The 12184-nt window shown below is 74.0% G+C and carries 10 protein-coding genes; 7 read left to right on the forward strand and 3 right to left on the reverse strand.

Annotated elements, in window-relative coordinates; genetic code table 11:
- Nucleotides 1-168: 168 nt before the first annotated feature.
- Nucleotides 169-1746, forward strand: a complete 1578-nt coding sequence (locus tag IE245_RS10505; protein WP_189946521.1) for a S8 family peptidase — start codon at nt 169-171, stop codon at nt 1744-1746.
- Nucleotides 1747-1842: 96 nt separating this feature from the next.
- Here IE245_RS10505 and IE245_RS10510 read toward each other — a convergent pair whose 3' ends face one another.
- Complete coding sequence (locus IE245_RS10510) at nt 1843-3177, reverse strand: serpin family protein (RefSeq protein WP_189946522.1); 1335 nt, start codon at nt 3175-3177, stop codon at nt 1843-1845.
- 78 nt (nt 3178-3255) lie between these two features.
- Between IE245_RS10510 and IE245_RS10515 the strand changes: the two genes are divergently transcribed.
- Nucleotides 3256-4473 (forward strand): DUF4190 domain-containing protein, encoded by a 1218-nt coding sequence (locus IE245_RS10515; RefSeq protein ID WP_189946523.1) that lies wholly within the window; start codon nt 3256-3258, stop codon nt 4471-4473.
- 223 nt (nt 4474-4696) lie between these two features.
- Here IE245_RS10515 and IE245_RS10520 read toward each other — a convergent pair whose 3' ends face one another.
- Nucleotides 4697-6043 carry a glycoside hydrolase family 18 protein gene (locus IE245_RS10520; RefSeq protein WP_189946524.1) on the reverse strand — a complete coding sequence of 449 codons (1347 nt, stop codon included), beginning with the start codon at nt 6041-6043 and terminating at the stop codon, nt 4697-4699.
- Between the two features lie 195 nt (nt 6044-6238).
- Between IE245_RS10520 and IE245_RS10525 the strand changes: the two genes are divergently transcribed.
- From IE245_RS10525 to IE245_RS10545, 5 genes are all read left to right on the forward strand, one after another.
- Nucleotides 6239-6991 carry a GntR family transcriptional regulator gene (locus IE245_RS10525; RefSeq protein ID WP_189946525.1) on the forward strand — a complete coding sequence of 251 codons (753 nt, stop codon included), beginning with the start codon at nt 6239-6241 and terminating at the stop codon, nt 6989-6991.
- Nucleotides 6992-7408: 417 nt separating this feature from the next.
- Entirely contained in the window at nt 7409-7585 is a 177-nt protein-coding gene (locus IE245_RS10530) for an SPOR domain-containing protein (RefSeq protein WP_189946526.1), read from the forward strand.
- A 22-nt stretch (nt 7586-7607) separates the two neighbouring features.
- Nucleotides 7608-8054 carry a (deoxy)nucleoside triphosphate pyrophosphohydrolase gene (locus tag IE245_RS10535; RefSeq protein WP_189946527.1) on the forward strand — a complete coding sequence of 149 codons (447 nt, stop codon included), beginning with the start codon at nt 7608-7610 and terminating at the stop codon, nt 8052-8054.
- Nucleotides 8055-8214: 160 nt separating this feature from the next.
- Nucleotides 8215-8637, forward strand: coding sequence for an ATP-binding protein (locus tag IE245_RS10540; protein ID WP_189946528.1), 423 nt, complete (start codon nt 8215-8217; stop codon nt 8635-8637).
- A 143-nt stretch (nt 8638-8780) separates the two neighbouring features.
- The gene (locus tag IE245_RS10545) at nt 8781-11366 is read left to right on the forward strand and encodes a SpoIIE family protein phosphatase (protein ID WP_189946529.1); all 2586 of its coding nucleotides are present in this window, start codon (nt 8781-8783) and stop codon (nt 11364-11366) included.
- Nucleotides 11367-11410: 44 nt separating this feature from the next.
- Here IE245_RS10545 and IE245_RS10550 read toward each other — a convergent pair whose 3' ends face one another.
- Complete coding sequence (locus IE245_RS10550) at nt 11411-12124, reverse strand: PspA/IM30 family protein (RefSeq protein WP_189946530.1); 714 nt, start codon at nt 12122-12124, stop codon at nt 11411-11413.
- Nucleotides 12125-12184 lie beyond the last annotated feature (60 nt).

Consider the following 12184-nt stretch of genomic DNA (forward strand, 5'->3'; position numbering starts at 1 on the left):
CTCTTGCGGGATTCCTATGGATCGGTCAATCTTTCGGCGACGGCAGGGCGGCCGGGGTCGTGAGGTTCCGCGTCGGACCGCACGGTGTCTTGTCATGTCCCTGCCGTTAATGAAGGACAGCCGGGCTCCCTCCCCACGGGAGCACCCCCCACCAGGAGGACACCTCACATGGCAGTGATGCGCGCATCGCGTCGCCGGATCAGCACCGCCGCGGCCATAGCCGTCACGGCGCTGGCCCTCGGTTCGCTCTCCGCCCTCCCCGCCACGGCCGCGCCGGCCGCCGCGGAGGGCGTCATCGAGAACGCCGGGGCCGAAGGCACCATCCCGGGCAGCTACATCGTCACCCTCGAAGAGTCCGCCCAGGCCGAGACCGCCGAGGGCCGTGCGGTCCCCGGCAAGTTCGGTGCCAAGATCAAGCGCACGTACACCTCCGCGGTGAACGGCTACGCCATCGAGGTCTCCGAGGCGCAGGCGAAGAAGCTCGCCGCCGACCCGGCCGTGAAGTCCGTCGTCCAGAACCGCGTCTTCACCATCGACGGCACCCAGCCCTCCCCGCCGTCCTGGGGCCTGGACCGCGTCGACCAGAGGGCCCTCCCGCTGAACCAGAGCTACACCTACCCGGACAGCGCGGGCCAGGGCGTCACGGCGTACATCATCGACACCGGCGTCCGCATCAGCCACAGCGACTTCGGCGGCCGCGCCGTCAACGGCTACGACGCCATCGACAACGACAACACCGCCCAGGACGGCCACGGCCACGGCACCCACGTCGCCGGCACGGTCGGCGGCTCCGCCCACGGCGTCGCCAAGAAGGCGAAGATCGTCGGCGTCCGCGTCCTCGACAACAACGGCTCCGGCACCACCGACCAGGTCGTCGCCGGCATCGACTGGGTGACCCGGAACGCCGTGAAGCCGGCCGTCGCCAACATGAGCCTCGGCGGCGGCGTCGACTCCGTCCTCGACCAGGCCGTCCGCAACTCCATCGCGGCCGGCATCACCTACGCGGTCGCGGCCGGCAACGACAGCTCCAACGCCTCCAACTACTCCCCGGCGCGCGTCGGCGAGGCGATCACGGTCGGCTCCACGACCAGCACCGATGCCCGCTCCAGCTTCTCCAACTACGGAAGCGTCCTGGACATCTTCGCGCCGGGCTCCTCCATCAAGTCGTCCTGGAACACCAGCGACACCGCCACCAACACCATCTCCGGCACCTCGATGGCCGCCCCGCACGTGGCCGGAGCCGCCGCCGTCTACCTGGCCGACAACCCGACCGCCACCCCGGCGCAGGTCTCCACGGCCCTCACCACCGCCGCCACGCCGAACGTCGTCACCAGCCCCGGCACCGGCTCCCCGAACAAGCTCCTCTTCGTCGGCGGGGGCGGCACCACCCCGCCGCCCACCGGCGACAAGTTCGAGAACACCGCCGACTACGCCATCGCCGACAACGCGACCGTCGAGTCCCCGGTCACCGTCAGCGGCGTCTCCGGCAACGCCCCCTCGGCCCTCCAGGTCCCCGTGAACATCGCCCACACCTACATCGGTGACCTCCAGGTCCAGCTGATCGCCCCCGACGGCAGCGCGTACACGCTGAAGGCCTTCGGCACCGGCGGCAGCGCCGACAACATCAACACCACCTACACCGTGAACGCCTCCTCCGAGGTGGCCAACGGCACCTGGAAGCTCCGCGTCACGGACAACGCAAGGTACGACACCGGCAAGATCGACTCCTGGGCCCTCCAGTTCTGATCCGACGGTTCTGATCGGATGGTTCTGATCCGAACGTGAGGCCCTGAGCGGGTCAGGGGCGGCCACCGGCGGGTGGCCGCCCCTTCCGCGTGCCTCCTACCGGTCGCCGTCCTCGGCCTCGTCCTCGTCCCACTCCTCGTCCCCGTCCTCGTCGGAGTGCGGCTCGTAGGCGTACTCCACCGGCTCTGCGACCCAGCCCGCCGACAGCACGAGGCGGGAGGTGCGGTGCACGGCGAGGAAGCCGAACGGCCGGTCCACGTCCAGCTCCACCCGGCGGACCCGGTACCGCGGGCGCGGCGCGGCCGCGCCGCCCGCGATCCCGACGAACGCGGTCACCGACGCCGCCTCGAAACCGTCGCGGGTGAAGCGGGCCGTCCCCGCCTGCGCCGCCCGGCCGACGGCCAGGGGGCTGTCGCTGACCCCGGGGAAGTGACCGGCGTCGTCGTCGGCCGCGGCGGCCAGGCCGAACACCCCGGGAGTCGCCAGCAGGTCGTGCTCGGACGCCAGGTCGAACGGCGAGGTGGTGATCGCCAGTTGGGCGTCGCGCACCGTACTGGGCGTCCGGCCCACGCGCAGACCCGGCCCCGCCTCGCCGAGCGGCAGCACGTCCCCGGTCACGACGGGGTGCGCCCCGCCCGCCACCCCGACCCCGGCGGCGAGCACCGCGCCGGGCGCGACCCCCGCCTCGCCGAGCAGGAGGTGGACGTCGACGCCGGTGTCGCCCAGCACCCGGAGCACCGTCAGCGGTCCGGCGGGGGTCTCCGCGACGCCGACCCGGTCCAGGAGGGCGGTCAGGCGTCTCAGCCCCGACAGGTGACGGCCCGCCCAGGGGCCGCTCTCCGGGGCCAGCTCGTACTCCCCGAAGGGCTGCAGCCAGCGGGTCCGCAGCGTCTGGGCCGCCGCGAGCACCAGCAGGGCGTCCTCGTCCAGCCTCACCGGCATCGCCGGGACCAGCCCGCCGGTCCGCTCCGCCGCCCAGGCGTCCAGCGCCGCCTCGTCCGCCGCGTCGTCCCCGGTGAACCGGCCGAACGCGGCGCCCGGAAGTCCGGCCACCCACCGCTCGCGCAGCGGCAGCCCGGCCCGGGCCCACAGGCCGATCGCGGCCGACGAGCCGCGGATCCGGCCCAACGCCCCCAGCAGTCCCCGCGCCGCCTCCGCGGCCCGGTCCGCGGGCATGCCGACGGCGTCCTCCAGCTCGGCGCGGGCCGGGCCCGCCGCGCCCTCCGCGAGGAAGGCGAGCAGGGGCCAGACGGTGGCGGCGGAGAGGACGGTGCCGCGCGGGGCGGCGGGGAGCGCGGCGGCCCAGCGCGCGGTGAGCCGGTTCACCGCGCGGACCGTCCCGCCGGGAACCGACGGCGTCCGGCTCGCCGGCCCCGCCGCCGTCGCCCCCGCCTCCGCGACCGTGCCGTCCGCCGCCCCCGTGCCCCGCATGGCCGCCCCCGCCCCCGGACCGCGTACGATGCGCGCCCGATCGTCTGTTCGTCCCGCCCCGACAGGAGCACCGTACCCGTGGAGCCGACCCAGCCGCCCCAGCCGCCCGAGCCGGGGACGCCCGCCGCGCCGGGCGCGCCGGCCGCGTACCCCTCGCCCGGTCCGCAGCCGGGAGCCGGTCCGTACGGGGCGCCCGGTCCGTACGCGGCGCCGGGGCCGTACACCTCGCCCGGGATGCCGTACGCGGGCGTGCCGGGCCCCTACGGGCCGTACGCGCCGCCGCGGGCGACCACCAACGGGCTCGCCGTCGGCTCGCTCGTCAGCGGCCTCGTCTGCTGCCTGCCGCCGCTCGGACTCGTCCTCGGGATCTTCTCGCTGCGGCAGATCAAGAAGCGCGGCCAGGGCGGCAAGGGCATGGCGATCGCCGGCATCGCGCTCTCCGCGCTCAGCACGCTCCTCGTCCTCGTCGGACTGATCACCGGTCAGATCCAGGAGGGCTTCAGGGCGTTCAACGAGGGCATGCGGGAGGCGGCCTCCGCCCGCATGCCGATGGAGCTGCGCACCGGCGAGTGCTTCGTCGACGAGGCCGGGCAGGGCGACTACACCCTCGGCGTCCGGGTCGTCGACTGCGACCGGCCCCACGACGGCGAGATCACCGGACGGTTCGAGGCCACCGGCTTCGACGGCTGGCCCGGCGAGAGCGAGCTCACCGCGCTCGGCGAGAAGCGCTGCGAGACCATGGCCGCCGCCTACACGCGCGACACCTGGGCGCTGACCGCCGACACCCTCAGCCTGTACTACACGCCGGACCGGCGGGCCTGGCGCGCCGGCGAGCACCGCATCGCCTGCGCCGTCGGCGGCTCGGAGCGGCTCACCGGCTCGCTGCGCTCCGACGAGACCACCCTCGACGCGGGCCAGCTGGCCTTCCTCGGCCACGTCAACCCCATCGAGGACGCCCTCTACGCGGAGCCCGAGGAGGACCCGGAGGACGACCTCCAGGCCAACCTCGCCTGGGCCGCCGAGGTGCACTCCGCCATCGACTCGGCCCGCACGGGGCTGGGCGGGCGGAGCTGGGAGCCGTCCCGGCGCACGGCCGTGGACGGCTACCGGAAGAGCCTGGACGCCGCCTCGAAGCAGTGGGCGAAGCTGGCGCGCGCCGAGGACGCGGCGGCGTTCTGGGCGGCGTACGACCGGGCCTGGGAGCTGGTGCCGGACGACGCGAGCATCGAGGTCCGCAAGGCCCTCGGCCTCACCCACACGCCTCCGGACGGCGCGGGCGAGCACGGCTCCGTCTGAGCTCCGGGCGGACGGTCGCGCGCCACGCGGACGGGGCCAGGTCTCCGCGAGGGAGGCCCGGCCCCGTCGTGTGCGGACCGGCACCGGGCCGGCGGGCGGCCGGCGGGGCGGGGACGGCGGCCCGTGACCAGCCGCCGTCCCGCGCCCCGGGCGCGCCGTCGCCGGCGGCCCGGTCCGCGCCCCGCGGCGGCCGCCGCGGGGCGGCTCCGGGGGAGCGGGTGGTTCAGCGGCGGGTGAGGCCGCGGTCGATCGCGCCGATCAGCTCGCCGTCGGCGGTGTCGCCGTCGAGCGACCAGACCATGGCGCCGCCGAGCCCGTGGGTGCGGACCCAGTTCGCCTTGGTGCGCAGCACGGTCGGGTCGTCGTAGGTCCACAGGGTGGTGCCGTCGAAGAGCCAGGCGTGCCCGTTCCGGTGGCCCCGGTAGAGCTTGTACGTGCCCGACGCGGCGAGTTCCTTGAGGTTCTTGTAGTCCTCGGAGCCGGGCGCCCAGGTGGCCGGGGCGGGGCCCGCGGCGGGCTGGCCGAGGCCGTCGCCGCCGCCGGTGACGCCGGTCCAGCCCTGGCCGTAGAACGGCATGCCGACGACGAGCTTGTGGGCGGGGGCGCCGCGGCGCAGCCAGGACTTGACGGTCCCCTCGACGCTCCAGTCGTTCTTCGCGAAGAGCGCGGACTGCTGGTCGGCGGTGGCCTCGCCGGAGACGTGGAAGTCGTAGCCCTGGAGGTTCACGAAGTCGAAGTCGCGCATGATCTTGGCGACTTCGAAGCCCGCGTCGATCTTGGCGGGGGCGGTGGGCACGTACGCGCTGAGCTCGTAGTGCTTCCGCTGCGGCAGCGAACGCCCGTAGGCGTCCAGCTGGGTGCGGAACTCCCTGACCAGGGCGGTGAAGTTGACCTTGTCCTCGGGGCGGATGACGTTGCCCGGGTTGCCCTCGGAGCCGGGCCACTCCCAGTCGAGGTCGATGCCGTCGAAGAGGCCGGCGGCCGCTCCGGCGCCGCCCCGGGCGCCGTCCTGCGGCAGGTCGCCCTTGATGTACAGGTCGATGCAGGAGGAGACCAGGGCCTTGCGGGACGCCGGGGTGCGCACGGCGTCGGAGAAGTACGCCGATCCGCTCCAACCGCCCAGCGATATCATGACCTTGAGGTTCGGGTGCTTGGCCTTCAGCTCGCGCAGCTGGTTGAAGTTGCCGGCCAGCGGCTGCTCGGCGGTGTCGGCCGTGCCGTCCACGGAGGTGGCGGCGTCGACCGGGCGGACGTAGTCGGCCCAGGGGTCGGAGCCGGGGACGGGGCCGATGACGCACTTGCCGGCCTTGTCGACGATGCCGAAGGCGTAGTTGATGTGGCTCAGCTTGGCCGCGGAGCCGCTCGTGTCCAGGTCCTTGACCTGGAAGTTCCGCCCATAGACGCCCCATTGGGTGAAGTAGCCGATCCGCTTGAGGGCGTGTTCGGCGGCGGGTGGGCGGTGGTCGGGGCGCGGATGGGCGTCGGCGGCGGGGGCCAGGGTGGCGAGGAGGCCGAGGGCGGCGGCCGCGGCGGTGCCGAAGGTCAGCTTGGTCAGGGCTCTGGGACGCATGGGCTCGTTCCTGTGCGAGGCGGGTTGGAGCGTGGGCGCGCAGGCAGGAAGGTATTGGTCCAGACCAATAGGGTCAAGGGGTCGGATGGTGGCGATTCACCTTCATCACTTCGAGTGAAACTCTGGCCCATGCTTGCAGTCGGCCACACTCGGTTGTCAGTCTGTAGCTGTCTGTCAACCTGAGGGGAGTGTCCAGTGACGTTCGGTGAGCAGCCCGCCTATTTGCGCGTGGCGAGCGATCTGCGGGAGAAGATCGCGAACGGCTCGCTCCCCCCGCATACCCGCCTCCCCTCGCAGGCACGCATCCGCGAGGAGTACGGGGTGTCGGACACGGTCGCGCTGGAGGCCCGCAAGGTGCTCATGGCCGAGGGGCTCGTCGAGGGCCGCTCGGGTTCGGGGACGTACGTGCGGGAGCGGCCGGTGCCCCGCCGCGTCGCCCGCTCCGGCTACCGGCCCGCCACCGGCGCCACCTCCTTCCGTCAGGAGCAGGCGGCGGAGGGCGCGCGCGGCACCTGGGAGGCGAGCAGCGAGCAGGAGGCGGCGAGCGCCCCGGTCGCCGCGCGCCTCGGCATCGAGCCCGGCGACCGCGTGATGCGCACGCGGTACGTCTACCGGGACGGCGGCGAGGCCATGATGGTCGCCACCTCCTGGGAGCCGCTCGCCGTCACCGGCCGCACCCCCGTGATGCTCCCCGAGGAGGGCCCGCTCGGCGGCTGCGGCGTGGTCGAGCGGATGGCGGCGATCGACGTCGTCGTGGACAACGTGGTGGAGGAGGTCGGCGCCCGCCCCGGTCTCGCCGAGGAGCTCCTCGTCCTCGGCGGCGTCCCCGGTCACGTCGTCATGGTCGTCGAGCGCACCTTCTACGCCTCCGGCCTCGCCGTCGAGACCGCCGACGTCGTCGTCCCCGCCGACCGCTACCGCCTCTCCTACCACCTCCCGGTCCGCTGACCGAGGGGCCGCCCCGGTTTCCGTACGCCCACCGGGCCCGCCCCCGCGCCCGCGGCCCCTCCGTGCCGGGCCGCCGCCGACCTCCGTCCCGAGCCGTCCCCGGCACGCCCTCCGAGCCGGTGCTTTCCCGGCACCCCGAGCGCCGTACGGGCCGGGCCCGCCCCCGCGTCGCCCACGCCGTCCGGTCCGCCCGCGTCGTCCGGTCCGTCCGGCCGTCCTCATGCCGGTGCCGGCCGTCCCCGGGGCGGCGCCCGGCATGTGTGGTTCGGCCGCCTTCCGTCGGTTCCCGGCCGATCCGTATCTCTTGGTGAAAACCCGTATCCGCTGTGTGAAGGTCAGGCGTAGGCTCAGGCATATGCGGATTGCGGTTTCCCGGAGATCCTTGGTGACGCCTGGCCCGGCGGAGGGAGAAGCCTGATGACCGACAGCGGCCCCGTCCATCCGTGGCTCGTGATACGGCAGGACGACAACGGCAACCGCTACCGGGTGGGCCGGTACGCGACCCAGGACGAAGCGCAGAAGGTCGCGGACACGCTCGACTCCCGCGGCCACAAGCAGCTCTACTGGGTGGAGCGCGTCGCTCCCACCCCCTGACGTCCCCGATACCCTCGCGGGCATGACCTCACGCACCCCGCACCACGGCACCGGAACCGACCTCGGGACCGGTGTCGTGGTCGTCGTCGCGGCCGCCCTCCTCGACGGCGGCCGCCTGCTCGCCGCCCGCCGCAGCGCCCCCGCCGACCTCGCCGGCCGCTGGGAACTCCCGGGCGGCAAGGTCGAGCCCGGCGAGCGCCCCGAGGACGCCCTCGTCCGCGAACTGCGCGAGGAGCTCGGCGTCGAGGCCGAGACCGGCGAGCGGATCCCCGGCGAATGGCCCCTCAAGCCCGGCTACGTCCTCCGGGTCTGGACCGCCCGCCTGCTCTCCGGCGACCCCCGGCCGTTGGAGGACCACGACGCCCTTCGCTGGCTCGCCCGCGACGAACTCGACACCGTGGACTGGCTCGACCAGGACCGCCCGGCGGTCGCGGAGGCGGCGCGCAGACTCCCCGCCGCGCGCCCCTGATCCGGGTGCGCGCCCGGCCGCCTACGCCGTTCGTGCCCCTGTGCGCCCATGGCCGCCCCCAGTGGGATATTTCGCGAGTAATTACGGGTATGTCCCCTTTGATCCCTCGGGAGAGGGTGATCCTCTTCCTGCTGCACCGTGCCTGGGGAAGTGATCGCGTGTGATCGACACCGACGGCGCCCGCGCCGAGTGGAACTTCCCGGCGGAGGCCGACGCGGTGCGCAGCGCCCGCCACGCCGTACGCGAGACGCTCCGCTCCTGGGAGGTCGACGCGGCCGTGGGGGACACCGCCGTCCTGCTGGTCAGCGAGCTGGTCACCAATTCCCTGCGGTACGCCTCCGGGCCCATCGGGGTGCGGATCCTGCGGGCCGAGGGCGCCGCCACCGACCCGCCCCGGCACTCCGCGCTCCTTGTGGAGGTCTCCGATCCGCTTCCGGATCCGCCCGTCGAACGGCCCGTGGGGCCCGACGACGAAGGGGGCCGCGGGCTCGGTCTCGTCGCCTGCTCCGCACGACGCTGGGGGACCCGGCAGGGCGACACCGGGAAAACCGTATGGTTCGAGCTGGCTCTCCCTGGTGAGTAAAGAGAGAGGGACGACGATCACCGGAGCGGGTCGCGAGCCGACCGAGACCACCCTGTGATCGTGGACGTCGTGCCGCCGGGGCCCGCGTGCTGAATACTGCGGGCATGGCCGGTCCGGTGCGGTGAGCTGGAGGGGACGGTCGCGTGAGCGAGATATCCGAGACGGCGGGCGGCGTCGTGTGGCAGAGCAGCCCGTCCGGTTCGATCTACGACTACATCCGGGTCGCCTCCTTCTCCCTCGGGCCCGACGGACGCGTCGACCAGTGGAGCCGCCGGGCGGCGGACCTCTTCGGCGTGGACGCCCGGGACGCCCGCGGCAAGGACCCGGTCGAGGTCTTCATGCCCGCCGAGCTGCGCGATCGCGGTCACCGGCAGGTCAAGGAGGTCCTCGACGGGCGCGAGTGGACCGGCCTCGTCCCGTTCCGCATCCCCGGCCAGGCCGGGCCCCCCGGACAGGACCGGCCGCACGGCGTCGCCGAGCTGTACGTGATGCCCAGCGAGACCGACACCGGCGAGCGGGCCGCGCTCTGCATCGTCGTCGACGTCCGCGCCCTGCGGAGGATCGAGACCGACCTCGCCGCCTCCCAGGCCATTTTCGGCCAATCGCCCTTCGGCTTCCTCCTCTTCGGCACCGACCTCACCGTCAAGCGCGCCAACCAGCGCTTCGCGTCCGTCTTCGGCGGCGACGCCGACGACCACCGCGGCCGCAGCGTCCACGACTACCTCGCCAAGCCCGAGGCCGACCGGATGACCGCCGCCCTCCGCCGCGTCCTGGAGACCGGCGACTCCGTCACCGACCTCCGCATCACCGGCGCCGCCCCCGGCGCCCGGATCCGCCGCCACTGGTCCGTCAACCTCTACCGGGTGCACAGCGGCTCCGGCCGTCCGATCGGCGTCGCCGGCCTCGGCATCGACGTCACCCGCCGGCAGAACGCCGCCCGCGAGGCCGCCAGCGCCCGTCGCAACCTCGCCCTCCTCAACGAGGCCGGAGCCCGCATAGGGAACTCCCTCGACCTGGAGGCCACCGCCCGCGAACTCCTCGACGTCGCCGTCCCCGGCTTCTGCGACCTCGCCTCCGTCGACCTCTACCAGGGACTCCTCACCGGCGAAGAGGCCCCGCCCGGCCGCTGGGGCAGCTCCCACGACGTCGGCTACGGCGCGGGCAGCGCCGAACTGCGCCGGGTCGCCTTCGCCTCCGCCGTCTCCGACACCCCCCTCAGGACCGACGAGGGCCACGGACCGGCCGGCGACGGCGGCGCGCCCCTCCCCATCGAGGTCGGCGCCGTCCACCGCTACCCCTTCGACTCGCCCACCGCCGGAGCCCTGCGCACCGGCCGGGTCCGCACCGTGCCCGGCGGCGAGGGCGACCTCGTCCACTCCACCCTCGCCGTCCCGATGGTCGCCCACGACACCGTCGTCGGCCTCGTGCAGTTCTCCCGCGCCAAGGGCAGCGAACCCTTCGGGGACCGCGACCGGGCCCTCGCCGTCGAGCTCGCCGCCCGCGCCGCCGTCTGCATCGACAACGCCCGCCTCTACCGCCGCGAACACGAGCGCGCCCTCATCCTCCAGCGCAGCCTGCTCCCGCCCGGCGACCCCGAGGCCGCCGGACTCGACATCGCCTGCCGCTACCTCCCCGGCACCGACGCCACCGAGGTCGGCGGCGACTGGTTCGACGTCATCGAACTGCCCGGCCACCGCACCGCCCTCGTCATCGGCGACGTCATGGGCCGCGGCCTGCGCGCCGCCGTCGCCATGGGCGAACTGCGCACCGCCGTCCGCACCCTCGCCCAGCTCGACCTGGAACCCGCCGAGGTCCTCTCCCACCTCGACGAGATCGCCCGCGGCCTCGGCGCCCCCATCGGCGCCCAGCAGTCCCGGGCGAACAAGAACCGCGGCCCCGAACTCTCCGAGGTCTACCTCGCCACCTGCGTCTACGCCGTCTACGACCCGGTGACCAGACGCTGTGCCTTCGCCAGCGCCGGTCACCTGCCGCCCCTCCTCGTCACCCCCGGCGAGGAGGCCGTCCTCCTCGACGTGCCCCCGGGGATGCCGCTGGGCGTCGGCGGCGAACCCTTCGAGGAGGTCGAGGTCGAACTCCCCGAGGGCTCCCTCCTCGCGCTCTACACCGACGGACTCGTCGAATCCCGCGACCACCCCCTGGAGGAGGGCCTCAGCGCCTTCCGGCGGGCCCTCGCCGACCGGGCCCGCCCCCTGGAGGACGTCTGCGACCGGGTCCTCGGCACCCTCGACACCGGCCACGGCGAGGACGACATCGCCCTCCTGATGGCCCGTATCCAGGGACTGCCCGCCGAGGCGGTCGGGGACTGGCGGCTGCCCCGCGAGCCCCGTTCCGTCGGCCGCGCCCGGGAACTCGCCCGCGCCCAGCTCACCGCCTGGGGACTCGACGCGCTCGTGGACACCGTCGAACTCCTCGTCAGCGAGCTCGTCACCAACGCGCTCCGGTACGGCGAGGGCGAGATACGGCTCCGGCTGCTGCGCGACCGCACCCTGGTCTGCGAGGTCTGGGACGCCGGCCTCGTCCAGCCGCGCCGCCGCCGTGCCAAGGACACCGACGAGGGCGGCCGCGGTCTCCAGCTCGTCGGCCTGCTCTCCGCCTCCTGGGGCTCGCGCCGCACCCCGCGCGGCAAGACCGTCTGGTTCGAGCTGGCGCTGCCCGACGGCGGGTCCACGGCGGAACCCACCGTGGACCAGCTCCTCAGCATGTTCTAGGGCGCGCCTTCCGGATCGTGCCGGATCCGGAGGACACGCCCCGGTCAGGCGGCCTTGAGCGCGGCCAGCCGGGCCGCGATCTCCGCCTCGTCGCCCACCGCGTCCAGCTGCTCGAACTGCGCGTCGAGCGAGGACGCGGCCAGCTCCTGCTTGCCCAGGGCCCGCGCCTCCTCCCGGCGCACCTTGTCCTCGAAGCGGCTCAGCTCGCTCGTCGGGTCCAGCACGTCGATGCTCTTCACCGCGTCCATCATCGTGTTCTGTGCCTGCGCCGACTTCGCGCGGGCGACCAGCTCGTCCCGCTTCGCCCGGAGCTCGGACAGCTTCGCCCTCATCCGGTCGAGCCCCGAGGTCAGCTTGGCCACGACCTCCGTCTGCGCGGCGATCGTCGGCTCGGCCGTCCGCGCCTCCTTCTCCGACTGGAGCTGCCGGCCCAGCGCCACCTTGGCGAGGTTGTCGAAGCGGTCCGCCTCCGCCGCCCGCCCGCCGGTCCGCAGCTCGTCCGCCTTCCGGCTCGCCGCCAGCGCCTTCCCGCCCCACTCGGCCGCCGCCGCCACGTCCTCCGCGTGGTCCTGCTCCATCAGCCGCAGGTTGCCGATGGTCGTCGCCACCGCCTCCTCCGCCTCCGCGATGTTCGCCGTGTAGTCGCGGATCAGCTGGTCCAGCATCTTCTGCGGATCCTCCGCCTGGTCCAGGAGGGCGTGGATGTTCGCCTTCGCCAGCTGGGTGACCCGGCCGAGGACGGTCTGCTTGCTGCTCATGCGCTGCTCCTTGAAGAGTCGTACGGGGTGAAGGACGTGAGGAGACGTACGGGGCGGGGC

The organism is Streptomyces roseolus, assembly GCF_014649855.1.
GTDB classification, from domain to species: Bacteria; Actinomycetota; Actinomycetes; order Streptomycetales; family Streptomycetaceae; genus Streptomyces; species Streptomyces roseolus.

Excerpts from the sequence above, each read along its gene's own strand:
- IE245_RS10505 (WP_189946521.1), top strand. The coding sequence starts at position 169 with ATGGCAGTGATGCGCGCATCGCGTCGCCGGATCAGCACCGCCGCGGCC.
- IE245_RS10510 (WP_189946522.1), bottom strand. The coding sequence starts at position 3,177 with ATGCGGGGCACGGGGGCGGCGGACGGCACGGTCGCGGAGGCGGGGGCG.
- IE245_RS10520 (WP_189946524.1), bottom strand. The coding sequence starts at position 6,043 with ATGCGTCCCAGAGCCCTGACCAAGCTGACCTTCGGCACCGCCGCGGCC.
- IE245_RS10530 (WP_189946526.1), top strand. The coding sequence starts at position 7,409 with ATGACCGACAGCGGCCCCGTCCATCCGTGGCTCGTGATACGGCAGGAC.
- IE245_RS10535 (WP_189946527.1), top strand. The coding sequence starts at position 7,608 with ATGACCTCACGCACCCCGCACCACGGCACCGGAACCGACCTCGGGACC.
- IE245_RS10550 (WP_189946530.1), bottom strand. The coding sequence starts at position 12,124 with ATGAGCAGCAAGCAGACCGTCCTCGGCCGGGTCACCCAGCTGGCGAAG.